This is a genomic window from Clavibacter sp. VKM Ac-2872 (genome assembly GCF_015351105.1).
In the GTDB taxonomy this organism is placed as follows: domain Bacteria; phylum Actinomycetota; class Actinomycetes; order Actinomycetales; family Microbacteriaceae; genus Clavibacter.
In genome coordinates this window covers 181,165-199,802 of the sequence record NZ_JADKRR010000004.1, presented here as the reverse complement: position 1 = coordinate 199,802, position 18,638 = coordinate 181,165, and the positions used below count along the sequence as shown (strand labels likewise).

The window sequence follows — 18,638 nt, the reverse complement described above, 5'->3', positions numbered from 1 at the left end:
GGATGACGCGTCCGTGCCGCTGGGAGCGGCCCGCTCAGACCACCTGGTCGGGGTGGCTGCCGACGCGTCCCGCGGCCTCGAGCGCGGTGATCCCGGCCATCTCCTCGTCGGTCAGCGCGAAGTCGAAGACGTCGGCGTTCTCGATGAGCCGCTCGCGCCGCGTGGTCTTCGGGAAGACGACCGTGCCGCGCTGAATGTGCCAGCGCAGCACGACCTGCGCGTCCGTCTTGCCGTGGGCCCGGGCGGCGCCGCGCACCACGGGGGCGTCGGCGACGGCGCCGCGCGCGAGCGGGCTCCACGCCTGCACGGTGATCCCGTGCGCGGCGAGGTGCTCCGTCGTCGCGCGCTGCTGGTGCCGCGGGTGCAGCTCGATCTGGTCGACCGCGGGCGCGGGCAGGCCGGCTGCATCCAGCGCCTCGAGGTGCGGCACGAGGAAGTTGGAGACGCCGATGGAGCGGGTCAGCCCCTCGTCGCGGGCCGCGACGAGCGCCTCCCAGGTCTCGACGTAGAGGCCGCGCTCGGCTGCCGGCCAGTGGATGAGGATGAGGTCCACCGTCGGCAGGCCCAGCCGCTCGAGGCTCCGGTGCATCGCGTCGCGCGCCCGGTCCCGGCCGTGGTCGTCGTTCCAGACCTTGGTGGTGACGAACAGCTCGTCGCGCGGGATGCCGGACGCGCGGATCGCCCGCCCGACGCCCTCCTCGTTGCCGTACATCGCCGCGGTGTCGATGTGCCGGTAGCCGACCTCGAGCGCCTCGGCGACGATCCGCTCGGCGTCTCCGTCCGGCACCTTGTACGTGCCGACGCCGAACTGCGGGATCGGGACGCCGTCACCCATCGCGACCGACGGGATGGGGGTGCGGAGGGCGCCGCTCACGCCCCGAACCGCTCGACGAGCGCCCGCTTGAGGATCTTCCCGCTCGGCCCGAGCGGCAGCGCCTCGACCACCTCGACCCGGCGCGGGTACTTGTAGGACGCGATCCGCTCCTTCATGTACGCGACCACCTCCGCGGCGTCGACGGTGGCGTCCGCCTTCGCCACGATCGCGGCGACGATCTCCTGCCCGTGCTCCTCGTGCGGCACGCCGAACACGGCGCACTGCGCGACGGCCTCGTGCCGCGCCAGCACCTCCTCGACCTCGCGCGGGTACACGTTGTAGCCGTTGCGCAGGATCATGTCCTTCGTCCGGTCGACGACGCGGATGTAGCCCTCGTCGTCGATGGTGCCGAGGTCGCCCGAGCGGAACCAGCCGTCGACGACCGCGCGCGCGGTGTCCTCGGGGCGGTGCAGGTACCCGTTCATGAGGTTGTGGCCGCGGATCACGATCTCGCCGAGGACGCCGCGCTCCAGCAGCACGACGCGGTCCTCGTGCTCCGGGTCGGCGATCTCGATCTGCACGCCCCAGATGGGCTTGCCCACCGTCCCGGGCCGCGCCGGGACGCCGACGTGGTTGAACGACGCGACGGGCGACGTCTCCGTGAGGCCGTAGCCCTCGTGGATCTCCGCGGCGAAGGCCTCGCGGAAGGCCTCGATCACGGCCACCGGCAGCGCCGCGCCGCCCGAGACCGCGTAGCGCAGGGCCGGGCGCGCGGGGTTCCGGGCGGCGGCCGCCAGCAGCGCGAAGTACATGGTCGGCACGCCCATGAAGACCTGGGTGTCGTGCTCGACCATGAGCGCGAGCGCGGTGTCGCCGTCGAAGCGGGGCACCATCACGATCGTGGCGCCGGCCCGGAACGACGCGTTCATGGTGCAGGTCTGGCCGAAGGTGTGGAACAGGGGCAGGCAGCCGAGGATCCGGTCGCCCGCGCGCAGGTCGAAGGTGTCGAGGAGGACGACGTCGACCTGCATCACGAGCGCGAGGTGGGAGCCCTCGGCCCCCTTCGGCTGGCCCGTGGTGCCGGAGGTGTAGAGGATCGTCGCGGTGTCGGACGGCCGGCGCGGCACGTAGGTGCGGATGGGCGTCGCGGCCCGCGCGAGCTCCTCGAGCCGGTCGGGCCCGCCCTCGGTGGATGCCGGCACGAGCACGCTGATCACGGGCACCTCGGCGAGCGCCGCGCCCTTGGCGCCCTGCTCGAGCAGCGGGCCCGCGCAGACCAGCAGCGCGGATCCCGAGTCGCGCAGCACGTACGCGATCTCCTCGGCCTTCAGCAGCGCGTGCACGGGCACGACCACGCCGCCGAGCGCGAGCACCGCGTAGTAGACGCGGGGGAAGTCGGCCACGTTCGGGATGAGCATCGCGACGCGCGTGCCCTCCCCCACGCCCTGGCCGGCGAGCGCGCCGGCGTAGGCGCGGGTCTCGTCCCAGAGCTCGCGGTACGTGGTGGAGACGTCGCCCACCACCACGGCGACGCGATCGGCGTGCCGCTCGGCGGACTCGGCGAGGATCGCGGCGACCGAGACGGTGGAGAACCCGCCGTGGGGCTGCTCGTGCTCGGGCTGGAGGGGCGTGTCGGAGCTCATGGGTGGATCCCGTCGGTCGTCGTCGACTCGGGAGGCGGTGCCGCCCGCGCGCCGGTGTGGCCGGCGCCTTCTCTCGACGATATCCACCGGCACCCGCCCCGGGGGGGGGCCCGACGGCCCGCGGATAGACTGACCCCAGCATGGAATTCAGCATCGCGTACCCGCCCGAGCTCCCCGTCAGCCGGATGCGGGACGAGATCGCCGACGCCATCCGCGACAACCAGGTCGTCATCGTCGCGGGCGCCACGGGCTCCGGCAAGACCACGCAGCTGCCGAAGATCTGCCTCGAGCTCGGCCGCGAGAGCATCGGCCACACGCAGCCGCGCCGGCTCGCCGCGCGCACCATCTCGGAGCGCATCGCGGAGGAGCTCGGCGGCGAGGTGGGCCAGCTCGTCGGCTACCAGGTGCGCTTCACCGACAAGGTCTCGGCCGACACCCGCATCAAGCTGATGACCGACGGGATCCTGCTCAACGAGCTCCAGCGCGACCGGCTGCTGAGGAAGTACGACACGATCATCATCGACGAGGCCCACGAGCGCAGCCTCAACATCGACTTCCTGCTCGGCTACCTCAAGCAGCTGCTGCCGCGCCGGCCGGATCTGAAGCTCATCATCACGTCGGCCACGATCGACCCGCAGAGCTTCTCGCGGCACTTCGGCGACGCGCCCATCGTGGAGGTCTCCGGGCGCACGTACCCGGTGGAGATCCGGTACCGCCCGCTCGTCGCCGAGGCCGCCGTCGCGGGCGAGGACGACGACCTCGCCGACGCGCCGATGGAGCGCCCGGCCGACGATCGCGACTTCCTCGAGGGGATCAACGCGGCGCTCGACGAGCTGGCGGGCGAGACGTCGGGCGACGTGCTCGTGTTCCTCAGCGGCGAGAACGAGATCCGCGACGCCGAGGACGCGATCCGCAGCCGGAACCTCCCGCACACCGAGGTGCTGCCGCTCTACGGCCGCCTCTCGTCGGCGGACCAGCACCGCGTCTTCCAGGCGTCGACGCAGGCCGGCGTGCGCCGCCGCATCGTGCTCGCCACCAACGTCGCCGAGACGAGCCTCACGGTGCCCGGCATCAAGTACGTGATCGACGCCGGCACCGCGCGCATCTCCCGCTACTCCGTGCGCTCGAAGGTGCAGCGCCTCCCCATCGAGGCGATCTCGCAGGCGTCCGCCAACCAGCGCTCGGGCCGCTCCGGCCGCACGAGCGACGGCATCGCGATCCGCCTCTACTCGGAGGAGGACTTCCTCCGCCGGCCCGAGTTCACGGAGCCCGAGATCCTGCGCACGAACCTCGCGGCCGTCATCCTGCAGATGGTGTCGCTCGGCCTCGGCGACATCGCCGCGTTCCCGTTCCTCCAGCCTCCGGACTCGCGCGGCATCAAGGACGGCGTGGACCTGCTCACCGAGCTCGGCGCGGTCGTCCGCTCCCCCGATGGCACGCCTGCCCTCACCAAGGTGGGCCGCGACCTGTCGCGCCTGCCCATCGACCCGCGGTTCGCGCGCATGGTCGTCGAGTCGCGCAAGCACGGCGTGAGCCGCGAGGTCATGATCATCGTGGCCGGCCTCACCATCCAGGACGTGCGCGAGCGCCCGCTCGAGAAGCGCCCGCAGGCCGACCAGCAGCACGCGCGCTTCGTGGATCCGGCGAGCGACTTCATCACGCTCCTCAACCTCTGGAACCACCTGGAGGAGAAGGAGTCCGAGCTCTCCTCGAGCGCGTTCCGCCGCATGTGCAAGGCCGAGTTCCTCAACTACGTGCGCGTGCGCGAGTGGAAGGACGTGTTCCGGCAGCTGCGCCAGCTCGCCCGCCCGCTCGACCTGCAGATGAACGAGCCGAAGGCCGATCCGGACGGGATCCACAGGTCGCTGCTCGCGGGCCTCCTCTCCCACATCGGGCTGAAGGACGCGCAGAAGAAGGACTACGTCGGCGCGCGCCAGTCGCGGTTCGTGGTGTTCCCCGGATCCGCGCTCGCGAAGAAGCAGCCCGACGCGATCATGAGCGCCGAGCTCGTGGAGACCAGCCGCCTGTTCGCGCGCACGAACGCGGCGATCGACCCGGCGTGGGCCGAGCCGATCGCGGGCTCCCTCGTGAAGCGCACCCACAGCGAGCCGCACTGGGAGAAGAAGCAGGGCGCGACCGTCGCCTGGGAGCGCGTGACGCTGTACGGCGTGCCGATCGTGCTCAAGCGCCGCGTGCAGTTCTCCCGCATCGACCCGGCGTACGCGCGCGAGCTCTTCATCCGGCACGCGCTCGTCGAGGGCGACTGGGAGTCGCAGCAGGCGTTCGACCGCGCGAACCGGAAGCTCCGCGAGGAGCTCGCCGAGGTGGAGGAGCGCACGCGTCGCCGCGACATCCTCCACGACGACGAGGCCGTCTTCGAGTTCTACGACAAGCGGATCCCGCGCGACGTCGCCTCCACCCGCGCCTTCGAGGGCTGGTGGAAGAAGCAGCGCCAGGAGACGCCCGAGTTCCTCACCATGACCGCCGAGGAGCTGCTCGCCGAGGACGCCGTCGACGTCGACGAGGCCGCGTTCCCGCCCACCTGGCAGCAGGGCGACCAGCGCCTCTCCCTCACCTACCGCTTCGAGCCCGGCGCGCCCGACGACGGCGTGACCGTGCAGGTGCCGCTCGCGCTCCTCGCGCGCCTCAGCCCCGCCGGCTTCGACTGGCAGGTGCCGGGCATGCGGCGCGATCTCGTCACCGCCATGATCAAGGCCCTCCCGAAGGCGCTCCGCAAGAACGTGGTGCCCGCCGCCGACTGGGCCGACCGGCTCCTCGAGGGGCTGCCCGAGCCGGATCCGCAGCACCCCGTGGCCTTCACCACCACCATCGCCGGCCTCATCATGCGGAAGGCGCACGTGCGGGTCGCCGACGACGACTTCGACCTGGACCGGATCCCCGCCCACCTCCGGATGGCGTTCCGCGTGGTCGACGAGCGCGGCCGCGAGGTCGCCGCCGGCCGCGACCTCACCGAGCTGCAGGCGCGCCTCTCCCGCCGCGCCCGCGACAGCGTCGCCCGGGCCACCGCGCGTCCCGTCGAGCGCGTCGCGGGCGCCTCCGGCGGCGCGACCCGCGGCATGGAGCGCACGGGCCTCACCACGTGGGACCTCGACGAGCTGCCGCGCTTCGTCGACACCGCGCAGGGCGGCACGGGCGACAGCCGGCACGTGATCCGCGCGTACCCCGCCCTCGTCGACGAGGGATCCACCGTCGCGATCCGCCTCATGGCGACCGCCGAGGACCAGGCGCGCGCCATGCCCGGCGGCGTGCGGCGCCTGCTCGTGCTCGCCATCGCGAACCCCTCGGCCTACGTGAAGCAGCACCTCACGAGCCAGGAGAAGCTGATGCTCGCGACCAGCCCCTACCCGAACGTGCAGGCGCTCTTCGACGACTGCCTGCTCGCCTGCATCGACCAGGTGCTCGAGCGCGTGGCCTCGGGCGGCGCCATCTACTCCAAGGAGCTGTTCGAGACGGCGCGCGACCGCGTGTCCGGTGTCGTCATGGACTCCATGTTCGACACGGTCGCTCTCGTCAACCGCGTGCTCACGGGCGCGCGCGACGCCGAGCGGGCGATCAAGCAGGCCACGAGCATGCAGCTGATCGGCGCGCTCACCGACGCGCGCGAGCAGCTCGCGGGGCTCGTGCACCCGGGCTTCGTCTCGGCGACCGGTCTCGCCCGGCTCCAGCGCCTGCCCGCGTACCTGTCCGGCCTCACCCACCGCGTGCAGCGCCTCCCCGACCAGCCGGCGCGCGACCGCGCGTGGATGACCGAGGTGCAGAAGGCGACCGACCTCTACCGCGAGGCCGGCGGCGTCATCCCGTCCGCGCCGCACGCTCCCGAGTCGCTCGTGCACGCCAGATGGATGCTCGAGGAGCTGCGCCTCAGCCTGTTCGCCCAGCACCTGCCGACGGCCGAGCCCGTGTCGCTGCAGCGGATCCGCAAGGTGCTCGCGGGCTGACGCGGCGGATCCGGTCCCGTCTCCGCGATGCGACGCGCGCCGCCGGCTCCGCGCCCCTCCCTCTCGGGCGGGGAAGATGGAGCCGCCCGTCCGCGCGCCGCCCCGCCATCGCCGCCGCGCCCCGACCGCCGCACCCCGAACGGAGAGACCCCGCATGACCGCATCGTCCCCGACAGCTCCCCTCGCGCATCCCGCCGACCCCGCGGGGGCACCGGATCCGGTCGCCCGCGTCCGCGCCGCCTACCGGCGCATCGCGGAGGCGGACCGGCCGGAGGTGTGGATCGCGCTCCGCACGGAGGAGGAGGCCGTCGCCGTCGCGGCCGGCGTCGCCCGGGCCCTCGTCGAGCAGGGGGCCGGGGCGCTGCCGCTCGCGGGCCTGGTGGTCGCCGTCAAGGACAACATCGACGCCGCCGGGTTCCCGACGACCGCGGCCCTGCCCGCCAGCGCCTACGAGCCCCAGGAGAGCGCCACGGTCGTGGCCCGCCTCGAGGCGGCGGGCGCCGTGGTCATCGGCAAGACCAACCTCGACCAGCTCGCCACCGGGCTCGTGGGGACGCGCAGCCCCTACGGCGAGGTGCGGGGAGCGGCCGATCCCGAGCTCGTGTCCGGCGGATCCAGCTCGGGCTCCGCGGTCGCGGTGGCGCTCGGCATCGTGGACGCGGCGCTCGGCACCGACACCGCCGGATCCGGGCGCGTGCCCGCCGCCTTCAACCGGCTCGTGGGGATCAAGCCCACCCTCGGCCTCCTGCCCGCCCGCGGCGTCGTGCCCGCCGCGCCCTCCTACGACACCGTGACCGTCTTCGCGCGCACCCTCGCCCTGGCCGAGCGCGTGGCCGGGGTGATGGCGGGCGTCGACGAGGCGGATCCGGCCAGCCGCCCCTGGCCCGCCGACGCCCCGCTGAGCGCGGCCCCCGCCCTCCGCCTCGCCGTGCCGGGCGACGCGGACCTCACGCCCATGTCGCCGGCATGGCGGAGGGCCTTCGACCGGACGGTGGCGATGCTCGCGGATGCCGGCGTGGAGATCGTCGAGGTCGACATCTCCCCGCTGCTCGCGGCCGCCGCCCTCCTCTACGACGGCGCCCTCGTGGCCGAGCGCACCCAGGCCGTCGGGCACCTGCTCGCCGGGTCGCCCGCGGGCGCGGATCCGTCGGTGGCCCGCATCATCGGATCCGGCGCCGCGAAGACGGCCGTCGAGCTCGTCGCCGACCAGCAGGCCCTCCGCCGCCACCGCCTGGACGCCCGACGCATCCTCGCCGACGTGGACGCGCTCCTGCTGCCCACCGCGCCCGGGCATCCGTCGCGGGCCGAGGTCGCGGCCGATCCGATCGGCGTGAACTCCTGGGTCGGCACCTACACGAACTTCGTGAACCTCCTCGACCTGGCCGCGATCGCGGTGCCCGGGCCCGACGCCGACGGCCGGCCCTTCGGCGTGACACTGGTCGGCCCGGCGTTCTCGGATGCCGCGCTCGTCGACGCCGCGGACCGGCTGCAGCGCGCGGTCGGCACGTCGCCGGACCAGCCGCGCACGCCGGCGCCGTCGTGGGGCCCCGCTGCCACGCCGATCGCCGTGTTCGGCGCGCACATGGTCGGGCAGCCCCTCAACGGGCAGCTCACCGCGCTCGGCGCCCGGCTGCTCGGCGATGCGGTCACCGCGCCCGCCTACCGCCTCCACGCGCTCGCCACCGTGCCGCCCAAGCCGGGTCTCGTCGCCACGGAGTCGGGCGGCGCGTCCATCACCGGGGAGCTGTGGGCGATCCCGTCGGGCCGCGTGGCCGACTTCGTCACGCAGCTCGCGCGCCCCATGGTGGTCGGGAAGGTGGCGCTGGCCGACGGATCCGAGGTGCTCGGCTTCCTCTGCGAGCCCGCCGCGATCGCGGGCGCCCCGGACATCACCGACGGCGGATCCTGGCGCGCGCACCTCGGCGCCGGTCGCTGACCCGGGCGGGACCATGCGGGTCCTCAGGTGGGCATGTGGAACTTCCTGAGAATGATTCTCGATAAGCGGCTAGCCTGCGTCTCGATCCGCGCCGTCGCGCGGATCCCCACGCAGCTGCACGGAGGATCCCATGACCACGCTCCCCAGGAGGCATCCCGCGATCACCGCGGCTCTGCTCGCCCTCGCGATCACGGCGGGAGCGTCCGGCTGCGCGCCGTCCGCGCCCGCCACCGCGGACGCCGCCGCGACCGGCGGCACGCTCCGCGCGGCCTTCCCCGGCGGCGGCGCGGCCGAGACCCTCGACTACCTGGTCGGCCCGACCGCGCTCGACTACGTGCGCGCGCGGCTGGTCCACGCGCCCTTCTGCGAGATCGACGCGTCGGCGGCCGACGGCGTCTCCTACGGCGCCCTCTCCTCCATCGACGTGAGCCCCGACCTCTCCTCGTACACGCTGCACGTGCGGCCCGACGTGCCGTTCACCGACGGATCCACGCTCACCGCCGCGGACGTCATCTACTCGCTCCGCGCCCCCGGGCTGCTGCACGGCCTGCCCTTCACGCAGATCGTCGCGCGCGACCTCGACGTCGACGCCGCCACGGCCGTCGATGACCTCACCGTCACGCTGCCGACGCGGCACCCGGTCGCCGACGGGCGCCAGCTCATCTGCCAGAGCATGCTCGCCATCAAGGACGGCACCACGGAGTTCACCGAGACGACGCCGTCCTCGGGGCCGTTCACCATCAGCGGATTCGAGCCCGGCCAGAGCACGGTCCTCACCCGCAACCCGACCTTCTACGGCACCGCCCTCGGCACCGGACCGACGCTCGACTCCATCGAGCTGCTGTCCATCTCCGACCCGACCGCCCGCGAGGACGCGCTGCGCCAGGGCCAGGTCGACTACGCGAGCGGGCTCGCCCCGGCGCAGGCGCAGGAGCTCACGGGAGCGCAGGGGATCACCGTCTCCACGAGCGAGCTGCCGTACGCCTCCTCCCTGCAGTTCCTGATGAACCCGTCCTTCGCCCCCTTCGCCGACGAGCGCGTGCGGGAGGCGTTCAAGCTCGCGATCGACCGCCAGCAGATCGTCGACACCGTCTACTTCGGCCACGCGTTCGCGGGTGACGACGTCCCCGGGCTCGGCTTCCCGAGCTACGACACGACGCTGCCCGTGCGCGAGCACGACCCGGATCGGGCGAAGGCGCTGCTCGCCGAGGCCGGACAGAGCGGCATGGCCGTGACGCTCACGGCGGGCCCCGAGCTGCCCGGCATGGTCGAGACCGCGACCCTGATCGTGCAGGACCTCCGCGCGATCGGCGTCGACGCGACCCTCTCCGAGCTGCCGGCCGGCCAGCTCTACGCCGACTACGCCGCGTACCAGAAGCTGCCGTTCGCGGCCGGGTACACGCCGCCGGCGCTCTTCGAGCCGAACCACGTGCCCGGAGCGCTCCCCGAGGCGGACGCGCTCGTCGCCGAGGCCCGCAGCGCCGCCACCCCGGAGGCCCGGCTCGCCGCGTCGCACCAGGCGCAGCAGATCATCTGGGCGAAGGGCTACACGATCGCGCCGGTGTTCGTGCCCTCGATCAGCGCGCAGTCCGACGGGGTCGGCGGCGTCCGCGAGCTGCAGTTCCCCGACCTGTCGCGGGCGACGGTCGCGGCCAGGTGAGCTCCGCGGCGCCGCTCGGCCGGTGGATCGCCGGGCGCTGCGGCGCCGCGCTCGTGACCCTCGTCGCGCTCTCGGTCGTCGTGTTCGCGAGCGCGTCCGCGCTGCCCGGCGACGCCGCGGGCGCCCTCGCGGGCAGCGGCGCGACCGCGGCGGAGCGCGACGCCCTGCGCACGGACCTGGGCCTCGACCGCCCCGTGGCGGAGAGGTACCTGGCCTGGGCCGCCGGCGCCCTGCACGGCGACCTCGGCCGATCCCTCGTCTCCGGACGCGAGATCGCCCCGCTCCTCGTCGCGCGCCTCGCCGACACGCTGACGATCACGGCGCTCGCGGTCGCGGTGATCGCCGTGGCCGCGACCGGCCTCGGCCTCGCGTCGGGCATGCGGGAGGACAGCGCGGCCGACCGGGCGCTCACCTCCCTCACGGTGGTGATGATGGCGACCCCGGACTTCCTCGTGGCCGTCGCGCTCCTCGTGCTGTTCACCTCGCTCGTGCCGGTGCTCCCGGCCGTCGCGCTCCTCCCGCTGGGCGATGCCGCGTGGCAGCACCCGGAGGCGCTCGTGCTGCCGGTCGCGACGCTCGCCCTCGCCGGGGCGGGCCCGGCCGCGCGGATGCTGCGCGCGGCCGTCGTCGACGTGATGCGCGCGCCGTTCATCGAGCACGCGCGCATCAACGGGATCCGCGGTCTCCGCCTCGCGCTCGTCCACGTCCTCCCGAACGCGGCGGCTCCGGCCCTGCAGTCGCTCGCGCTGGTGGCCGCCGGGCTGCTCGGCGGCGGGATCGTCGTGGAGACGCTGCTCGGCGTCCCGGGCATCGGCCTGGAGCTCACGCGCGCCGTGTCCGCGCGGGACCTGCCCGTGGTGCAGGCGGTCGCGCTGACGCTCGGCGGCACGGCCCTCGCCATCCTGCTGGCGGGCGACATCGGCGCCGCCCTCCTCCGACGCCGCCGGGGCGCCGAGTCGGTCCGCGGATGAGCGACGCCCCCCTCGGCCCCCGCGCCCGTGCCGGGTTCCGGATGCTCGCCCTGACCCTCGCCGCGGGCGTCGTCGCCGCCGCCCTGCTCGGACCGCTCCTGCCGCTCGGCCCGCCGGACGAGGTCGTGGGCCGCCCGTTCGCGGCCCCGGACGCCGCGCACCCGCTCGGCACGGAGCTGCTCGGACGCGACCTGCTCGCGCGCGTCGCGGCGGGGGGTCGCGGACTCGTGCTCGAGGCCGTCGCCGCGACCCTGGTCGCGAGCGCCGCGGGGCTCGCGCTCGGGATCTGGGCGGGACTCCGCCCGTCCCGCCTGGCCGCCGCGGCGGTACGCGTCGTCGACGCCGTCGCCGCCCTGCCCGCGCTGCTGGTCCTGCTCGTGCTCGCCGCGGGCGCCCCGGGCCAGCCCGCGGTGATCGTCGCCGCCATCGCCCTCGTGAGCGCCCCCTTCTCCGTGCGCGTCATCCGGCAGCAGACGCGCATCGTCGCGGCGGCCGACCACGTCGTCATCGCCCGCGCGCGCGGCGACGGGCTCGGCAGCCGGCTGCGGCACGACATCCTCCCCGGCATCCGATCCGTCGCCCTGGCGGACGCGGGCCTCCGCTTCATCGCCGCGCTCCAGCTCGCCGCGGCGGCCGGGTTCCTCGGCATCGGCGCGAGCGCGCCCGCGGCCGATTGGGGGCGGATGGTCCGGGAGGACGTGGTCGGCATCCGCGCGAACCCGCTCGCGACCCTCGTGCCTGCGGGCCTCCTGGTGGCGGTCTCGCTCGGCGTCACGCTCGCGGTGGACGCGTCCGGCCGGCGACGGGAGGCAGGCCGGTGAGCCCCGCCATCGAGGTCAGCGGCCTCGTGATCCGCGGCGCGGCCGACGCGAGCGGCACCGCGCCGACGCTCCTCGACCGGATCGACCTCCGCGTCGCGTCCGGCGAGGTCGTCGGGCTGTCCGGGCCGTCCGGCAGCGGCAAGTCGACCCTCCTGCACGCGCTCGTCGGGCACCTCTCCCCCGGGACCCGGGTCGTCGCGGGGAGCGTCCGCGTCCACGGCGTGGATCCCCTCACCGAGGCCGGCCGCCGCCTCCTCCGCGGACGGGTCGTCCGGCACGTGCCGCAGGATCCCGCGAGCGCCCTCGATCCCGCGCGCACCGCGCTCCATCACATCCGCCAGGCGGCTCGGCGGTCCGCCGTCCGCCCCGGCCGCGCGGACCTGGGCCGGCTCGCGCTCGAGGCCGCGCGCGACGCGCACCTCGACCCCGCGCTGCTGGGTCGCCGCGGATCCGAGCTCTCCGGCGGCCAGGCGCAGCGCGTGATCCTGGCGGCGCTCCTCGCCGGCCGTCCCGCGGTGGTCCTCCTCGACGAGCCGACGAGCGCCCTGGACGCCGAGACCGCCGACCTGGTCGCGCGGCACGTCGCCCGCCTCCCGTGGCTCCCGGCCGTCGTCCTCGCGAGCCATGCGCCCGACGTGCTCGCGCGCACCGGCGCACGCGTCGTCACCCTGCGCGACGGGGCGGGGGGACCCGGCCCGGCGCCGACCGCCGCGCCGCCTCCGCGCGCCCGCGGTCCGGTGACCGCCGAGGCGCGCGCGGCCGCACCGGTCCCGCCCGCCGGAATGGACCTCGCCCGGCCGGTCGCACCCGTCGTGGAGGTCTCGGATCTCCGCATCCGCTTCGGCGCGCACGCGGTGGTCGATGCGGCGTCCTTCCGCATCCCGCCCGGCGGGATCCTCGCCCTCCGCGGCCGATCCGGGTCCGGGAAGACGAGCATCGGCCGGGCGGTCGCCGGCCTCCTCGTGCCCGAGCGCGGCGCGCTCGACCTGGCGGGCACCCGCATCCCGTGGGCGGGCGACGACCGCTCCCGGTCCGAGAAGCCGCTCGTGGGGCTGGTGCTCCAGGATTCGCGCGCCGCGCTGCACCCGGGCGAGACGGTCCGCGCGACCATCGGGCGAGCGGGTCGCGCCGCCGTCCGCCGGGGGTGCCCGGCCGCCGATCCCGCCGAGCTGCTGGCGCGCTTCGGGCTGGATCCGCGCCTCCTCGAACGCCGGCCGCACGAGCTGAGCGGCGGTCAGCGCCAGCGCGTCGCGATCGCCCGGGCGATGGCCGCCGCACCGGCGCTGCTGGTGTGCGACGAGATCACCGCGTCCCTCGACGCCGCCGCCGAACGGATGGCGCTCGACGCCCTCGACGAGGCGCGCACGCGCACGGGGGTCGCGATCCTGCTCATCACGCACAGCGCGAGGGCGGCCGATCGCGCCGATCGGGTGCTCACGCTCGCCGACGGCCGGCTCGGCTGACGGGTCTGCTGGCGGGGTCTGCTGGCGGGGTCGTCAGTCGCGGCCCGGCGCCGCCCCCGTCGCCGCGGGCAGCTCCGGCCGGTTCGCCCACGCCGACCAGGATCCCGGGTACAGCGCCGCGTCGATGCCCGCGATGGCGAGCGCCGCGATCTCGTGCGCGGCCGTGACGCCCGAGCCGCAGTAGACGCCGACGGCGTCACCCGGCCGGATCCCGAGGGCGGCGTACCTCGCCCGGAGGACGTCGGCCGGGAGGAAGGCGCCGTCCGCGTCTATGTTCCCGGCCGTCGGCGCGCTCACGGCGCCCGGGATGTGGCCGGCCCGGGGATCCACGGGCTCTACCTCGCCGCGGTACCGCTCCCCCGCGCGCGCGTCGAGGAGCGTCCCCGTGCGCGCGATCTCGGCGGCGGCGTCCTCGTCGAGGATGGGCAGAGCGCCGCGGGTGAGCGTCACGTCGCCCCGCTCGGGCACGACGGATCCCGTCGCCAGCGGCAGCCCCGCTGCGACCCAGGCGGGCAGCGCGCCGTCGAGGATCCGCACGTCCCGGATCCCCGCGTCCCGCAGCAGCCACCACGCGCGCGCGGCCGCCGTGTTGCCTCCCCCGTCGTGCACGACGACCGTGTCGCCCTGCCGGATCCCCCAGGCGCGCGCCGCCCGCTCGAGGTCGGCCGTCGCGGGCAGCGGGTGCCGACCCTCCTCGGGAGCGCCGTGTCGCGACAGCTCGGTGTCGAGGTCGGCGTACACGGCACCGGGGATGTGCGCGGCCTCGTGCAGCGGCCGGCCGGGAGGGCCGCCGAGCGACCACCGGACGTCGAGCACGCGCACGTCGTCGCGGGTGCGCAGGGCATGGTCGAGCTCGGCGGGCGTGATGAGGATCTCCATCGCCCCATGCTCGCAGCGCCGGGCCGGATCAGCGCAACGGCTTCTCGAAGCACACCGAGTTCGTGACCGGGATGTACGGCGGATACACGTCGATGGGCAGCCACCCCGCGGTCGCGTAGAGCTGGATCGCGTCGGGCTGCCGGTCGCCCGTCTGCAGGATCAGCCGACGCGCGCCGCGTTCCCTCGCCACGCGCTCCAGCTCCGCCATGAGCACGCGGGAGAGGCCCGTGCCGCGGTGCGCCGGATCCACGACGACCTTCTTCAGCTCGAGCTCGTCGCCGAGGTGCCGGATGACGCCGTGCGCCGCCGCGTCCCGGTCGTCGCCGTCGAGGACGAGCAGCACGACGGCCTCCACGTCGGCCGGGTCGAACGCGAACGCCACCGCCGCCTTCGCGGGCCAGTCGGGGTCGTCCGCATGGCGCCCCTCGTACCGCACGTCCATCTCGGCTTCCATGGCCGCGCGGATCCGTGCCCCGCGCGGGTCATCCCAGCCGACCACCTCGGTGCGGTAGACCCGTCCGTCGCGCGCGACGTGCCGCGCCTCGGTCTGCTGCTCGGTCATGCTCCCTCTCCCTGTCCGTCCCGGCCGGTGCCGGCGCGAGCATGACGACGCCCGCACCGGCATCCGGGTGGATGCGCGGCACGGGCGTCGTCGGTGGTGCGGTGCCGCGGTCTCCCGCGGCGCGCGGTCCTACTTGGCGCCGACGGTGGCCGACGCGTTCGACTCGTACGACGTGTTGGTCGACTCGAAGAAGTTGACGAGCTGCAGCGTGTCGTTCGCCGTCGCCATCCACTTCGCCGGGTTGGAGACCTTGTACTCGGCCTCGAAGCCGAGCTCCTCGAGGCGGCGGTCGGCCAGGTACTTCACGTACTGGTTGATGTAGTTCGCGTTGAGCCCGAGGATGCCGTTCGGCAGGAGGTCGCGGTTGTACTGCTCCTCCATCTCGACGGCGTCGAGGATCATCTGCTTGATCTCGGCGGCGAACTCCTCCGTCTGCAGGTCGGGGTTCTCCTCGAGCACCGTGAGGATGAGGTTGATCCCGAACTTGAGGTGCAGCGACTCGTCGCGCACGATCCAGTCCATGAGCGAGCCGAAGTTGCGCAGCAGGTTCCGCTGGCGGAACGACAGCGACACCATGAAGCCCGAGTAGAACCAGATGCCCTCGAGGATCACGTTGTACGCGACGAGGTTCCGGACGAAGTCCTTCTTACCCTCGGTGGTGGTGATGTCGAGGGTCTGCTCGGTCATGCGCTTGATGAACTTGACCTCGAACTCCTCCTTGCGCGCCATCGACGGGATGTCGACGTGGGAGTTGTACGCGGCCTCGCGGTCGATCGGGAACGTCTCCAGGACGTACTCGAACGACATGCAGTGGTTCGCCTCCTCCCACATCTGCTTCGCCAGGTAGAGGTGGCACTCCGGCGCGTTGATGTAGGGGTAGACGCCGAACGCGAGCGCCTTGTTCACCAGGAGCTCGTTCGGGTTGAAGTAGCTCATGAGGAACGTGATCGCGTGGCGCTCCTCGTCCGTCATCTTCTTGAAATCCGCGATGTCCTCGCCGAGCTGGATCTCGTTGGGGAACCACGTGTTGGCGACGGCCTGGTCGTACAGGTCCATGGCCCACTGGTAGTTGACGGGCTTGAGGAGGAGGCCCTCCTGGATTCCCGTGCCGAGGATCTTCGACATTGGTGTCTCTACTTTCGCGCTGCGTTACGGGTCGTGCGGGTGGGGGCGGCTGCGTTCACCGCGACGGCGGTCCTGCCTACTGGCAGGAGTCGCACTGGAGCTCGTCCATGGGGTCCATGGGGACGACGTAGTCGCCGAACGTGTCGTCGTTCATCAGCGTGCACCTCCCACTCCGCCGAAGCCGAAGCCCTTGCGGGGCGCGGGAGCGGACTGCGGCGCCGGGGCGTCCGCGGTCGCGGTGGATGCGGGAGCGGCCGACGCGGGCACGGCCGCGGGAGCGCCGCCGCCGAATCCGCCGAAGCCCTTGCGCTTGGTGCCGTCGGCGTCCTGCGACTTGTCGACCTTGACGGTCGACTGCTCGGCCGTGTGGCGCGGCTTCATGTGCAGGTAGTACGTGGTCTTGACCCCGCGCTCCCAGCCGGCGAAGTAGATGTCCATCATGTCGCCGAGGTCGCGCGTCTCGAGGTACATGTTGCGGCTGATGGCCTGGTCGATCCACTTCTGCGCACGCGCCGCGACCTCGAGGAACGCGTACGGCGAGAGCTGGAAGCTCGTGCGGTACGTGGCCTTGACCGAGTCCGGGATGGCGGCGATGTTCTGGATGTCGCCCTGGCTGCGGAGGATGTTCTCGCGCACCGTCTCCCAGAGGCCGAGCTCCTGCAGGTCCTTCACCAGGTTCCGGTTGACCTCGAGGAACTTGCCCGAGGAGGTGGAGCGGCTGAAGATCTGCGAGAACTGCGGGTCGAGGCCGGGCGTGGTGCCGGCGACGAGGCCGATGGACGCGGTGGGCGCGATCGCCATGAGCGTCGCGTTGCGCATCCCGCCCTTGACCTTGGCGCGGAGCGCGTCCCAGTCGAGGCGCGTGGTGCGGTTGACCTTGACGGGCACGCCGCGGTCGGCCTCCATGAGCGCGATCGAGTCGAGCGGCACGAGGCCCTCCGACCAGCGCGAGCCCTCGAAGTTCGGGTACGCGCCGCGCTCCTTCGCCAGATCGGCCGACTCGTCGATGGCCGCGTAGGAGACGTGCTCCATGATCTCGTCGATGAGGTCGTACGACTCCTCCGACTCGTACGAAAGCCCAAGCTTCTCCACGACGTCGGTGAAGCCCATGACGCCGAGGCCCACCGCGCGGTTCTGCTGGTTGGAGAAGTCCGCCTCCTTCACGCTGGAGCGCGTGATGTCGATGAGGTTGTCGAGCTGGCGCACCGCGAGGCGCGCGCTCTGCTCGATCTTGGCGAAGTCGATCTTCCCGTCGGCGAAGTGCTGCGACAGGTTGATCGACGCCAGGTTGCAGACGGAGACGTTGTCCTCGTCCTGCGGCAGCGTGATCTCGGTGCAGAGGTTCGAGAGGTGGATCGTGCCCGTGTTGTTGTTCAGGGCGCGGTTGTTGATCGTGTCCTTCCAGGTCAGCCACGGGTGGCTGGTGGTCTGGAGCGAGATGAGGATCGCCTTGAACTGCTCGCGCGCCTTGATGCGCTTGAACATGCGGATGCGCCCGGCCTCGGCCTCGCCGACGTAGAACGCGTAGCGCTCCGAGAAGGCCTTGCCGTAGAGCTCGTTGAGGTCGGCGACCTCCAGCGGGTCGAAGAGGTACCAGTCGTCGTCGTTCTGCACGCGCTTCATGAACTCGTCGCTGATCCACACGGCCGTGTTGGCGGTGCGGGTGCGGCGGTACGGGTCGCCCGAGTTCTGGCGCAGGTCGAGGAACTCGGGGAAGTCGAGGTGCCAGTTCTCCATGTAGAAGCAGAGGGCGCCGAACTTCTTGCCGCCGCGGCTGACCGCGCGGAGCACCGAGTCGATGGTGTGCATGAACGGGATCGGGCCCGTGGATGTGGTGTTGTTCGAGCGGATGGGCGAGCCCTGCGCGCGCAGCTTGGAGACGGAGAGGCCGATGCCGCCCGTGCCCTTGGTGAGCCACATGACGTCGCGCGTGGTCTTCGCGATGTGCTCGATGTCGTCCTGCATCTCCATGACGAAGCAGTTCGCGAGCTGGGGGTAGATGGTGCCCGCGTTGACGAGGGTGGAGCCGGCAGCGAGGTACTCGAGCTTCGACATCTTCTCGTAGAAGGCGATGGCCGTCTCGGTCGGGTTCTGCTCGTTGAGCGTGAGGCCCATCGCGATGCGCATCCAGAAGTACTGGGGCACCTCGAGGGCGTCGCCGTTGCGTCCCTTGATGCCGTAGCGGTTGTTCAGCGTGACGACGCCGATGTACTTGAGCAGCTCGTCGTGCGCCGGCTCCAAGGCCTGGGCGAGGCGCTCCAGGTCGAACAGCTGCACGAGGCGGGAGTCGAGGAGCATCTCGTCGACGCCGCGCTGGATGTTGCGGGCGAAGTGCTCCGCGTGGAGGCGCTTGAGCTCCTCGGGCGAGGAGTAGTCGCCGAGGACGCGCTTGTAGATGGTCTTGAGGAGGAGGCGCGCGGCGACGGTGTCGAACGCCGGGTCGTCCTTCACGTTCTGGAGCGCGACCTGGATGACGGCCTCATCCAGCTGCTGCGTGGTGATCCCGTCGAAGAGGGTGATCTCCAGCTCGGAGGCGATCTGCGTGACCCAGCCGATGTTCTCGTCGAGGCCCTGCGTCGCGTCCTCGATGGCGAGGTTGATCCTGTTCGCGTCGTACGGCTCCTTCGAGCCGTCCCTCTTGACTACCGTGATCGACACTCTGCATCTGCTCCTTGCGGTCTCGAGGCCCATGCCTCTGGGAGGGGCTGTGCGCCCTGGTTCATAGAGCCGATGACGTGCTGATTCCGGTCCGCTGAAATGCCAGCGCCGTGAACCCGTCATATAGCGGCTGTCGGCTGACAGCCA

General features: G+C 73.0%; 12 protein-coding genes. 6 read left to right on the top strand and 6 right to left on the bottom strand.

The genetic code is table 11. The annotated features are described in order from the left end of the window. Positions 1-34: 34 nt before the first annotated feature. Together ITJ40_RS15610 and ITJ40_RS15605 are read right to left on the bottom strand one after the other, a co-directional pair. On the bottom strand, positions 35-874 hold the full coding sequence (locus ITJ40_RS15610; RefSeq protein WP_194667937.1) for an aldo/keto reductase: 840 nt from the start codon (positions 872-874) through the stop codon (positions 35-37). Continuing rightward, positions 871-2,457 (bottom strand): long-chain fatty acid--CoA ligase, encoded by a 1,587-nt coding sequence (locus ITJ40_RS15605; protein WP_194667936.1) that lies wholly within the window; start codon positions 2,455-2,457, stop codon positions 871-873. The genes ITJ40_RS15610 and ITJ40_RS15605 overlap by 4 nt, the downstream gene beginning before the upstream one ends. Before the next feature lie 140 nt (positions 2,458-2,597). Here ITJ40_RS15605 and hrpA point away from each other — a divergent pair, with 140 nt between their 5' ends. From hrpA to ITJ40_RS17490, 6 genes are all read left to right on the top strand, one after another. Continuing rightward, positions 2,598-6,416, top strand: a complete 3,819-nt coding sequence (gene hrpA, locus ITJ40_RS15600) for an ATP-dependent RNA helicase HrpA (RefSeq protein WP_194667935.1) — start codon at positions 2,598-2,600, stop codon at positions 6,414-6,416. Positions 6,417-6,570: 154 nt separating this feature from the next. Next, complete coding sequence (gene atzF, locus ITJ40_RS15595) at positions 6,571-8,352, top strand: allophanate hydrolase (RefSeq protein WP_194667934.1); 1,782 nt, start codon at positions 6,571-6,573, stop codon at positions 8,350-8,352. A gap of 130 nt (positions 8,353-8,482) precedes the next feature. Then, positions 8,483-10,012 carry an ABC transporter substrate-binding protein gene (locus ITJ40_RS15590; RefSeq protein WP_194667933.1) on the top strand — a complete coding sequence of 510 codons (1,530 nt, stop codon included), beginning with the start codon at positions 8,483-8,485 and terminating at the stop codon, positions 10,010-10,012. Continuing rightward, the gene (locus ITJ40_RS15585; protein ID WP_194667932.1) at positions 10,009-10,983 is read left to right on the top strand and encodes an ABC transporter permease; all 975 of its coding nucleotides are present in this window, start codon (positions 10,009-10,011) and stop codon (positions 10,981-10,983) included. The genes ITJ40_RS15590 and ITJ40_RS15585 overlap by 4 nt, the downstream gene beginning before the upstream one ends. Next, positions 10,980-11,804 carry an ABC transporter permease subunit gene (locus ITJ40_RS15580; RefSeq protein ID WP_194667931.1) on the top strand — a complete coding sequence of 275 codons (825 nt, stop codon included), beginning with the start codon at positions 10,980-10,982 and terminating at the stop codon, positions 11,802-11,804. The genes ITJ40_RS15585 and ITJ40_RS15580 overlap by 4 nt, the downstream gene beginning before the upstream one ends. Further along, positions 11,801-13,267, top strand: a complete 1,467-nt coding sequence (locus tag ITJ40_RS17490) for an ATP-binding cassette domain-containing protein (protein ID WP_194667930.1) — start codon at positions 11,801-11,803, stop codon at positions 13,265-13,267. The genes ITJ40_RS15580 and ITJ40_RS17490 overlap by 4 nt, the downstream gene beginning before the upstream one ends. Positions 13,268-13,300: 33 nt before the next feature. On the opposite strand, the gene ITJ40_RS15570 is transcribed toward ITJ40_RS17490, so the two are convergent. The 4 genes from ITJ40_RS15570 to ITJ40_RS15555 all read right to left on the bottom strand — a co-directional run bounded on the left by ITJ40_RS15570 (position 13,301) and on the right by ITJ40_RS15555 (position 18,491). Further along, positions 13,301-14,146 carry a sulfurtransferase gene (locus ITJ40_RS15570; RefSeq protein ID WP_194667929.1) on the bottom strand — a complete coding sequence of 282 codons (846 nt, stop codon included), beginning with the start codon at positions 14,144-14,146 and terminating at the stop codon, positions 13,301-13,303. Between the two features lie 28 nt (positions 14,147-14,174). Further along, complete coding sequence (locus tag ITJ40_RS15565; protein ID WP_194667928.1) at positions 14,175-14,708, bottom strand: GNAT family N-acetyltransferase; 534 nt, start codon at positions 14,706-14,708, stop codon at positions 14,175-14,177. Between the two features lie 129 nt (positions 14,709-14,837). Then, positions 14,838-15,833 (bottom strand): ribonucleotide-diphosphate reductase subunit beta, encoded by a 996-nt coding sequence (locus ITJ40_RS15560; protein ID WP_012039117.1) that lies wholly within the window; start codon positions 15,831-15,833, stop codon positions 14,838-14,840. Positions 15,834-15,986: 153 nt separating this feature from the next. Beyond that, the gene (locus tag ITJ40_RS15555) at positions 15,987-18,491 is read right to left on the bottom strand and encodes a ribonucleoside-diphosphate reductase subunit alpha (RefSeq protein WP_194667927.1); all 2,505 of its coding nucleotides are present in this window, start codon (positions 18,489-18,491) and stop codon (positions 15,987-15,989) included. Positions 18,492-18,638 lie beyond the last annotated feature (147 nt).

Coding starts and splice junctions, on each gene's coding strand:
- ITJ40_RS15605 (WP_194667936.1), bottom strand. CDS start 2,457: ATGAGCTCCGACACGCCCCTCCAGCCCGAGCACGAGCAGCCCCACGGC.
- hrpA (WP_194667935.1), top strand. CDS start 2,598: ATGGAATTCAGCATCGCGTACCCGCCCGAGCTCCCCGTCAGCCGGATG.
- atzF (WP_194667934.1), top strand. CDS start 6,571: ATGACCGCATCGTCCCCGACAGCTCCCCTCGCGCATCCCGCCGACCCC.
- ITJ40_RS15590 (WP_194667933.1), top strand. CDS start 8,483: ATGACCACGCTCCCCAGGAGGCATCCCGCGATCACCGCGGCTCTGCTC.
- ITJ40_RS15580 (WP_194667931.1), top strand. CDS start 10,980: ATGAGCGACGCCCCCCTCGGCCCCCGCGCCCGTGCCGGGTTCCGGATG.
- ITJ40_RS15570 (WP_194667929.1), bottom strand. CDS start 14,146: ATGGAGATCCTCATCACGCCCGCCGAGCTCGACCATGCCCTGCGCACC.
- ITJ40_RS15565 (WP_194667928.1), bottom strand. CDS start 14,708: ATGACCGAGCAGCAGACCGAGGCGCGGCACGTCGCGCGCGACGGACGG.
- ITJ40_RS15560 (WP_012039117.1), bottom strand. CDS start 15,833: ATGTCGAAGATCCTCGGCACGGGAATCCAGGAGGGCCTCCTCCTCAAG.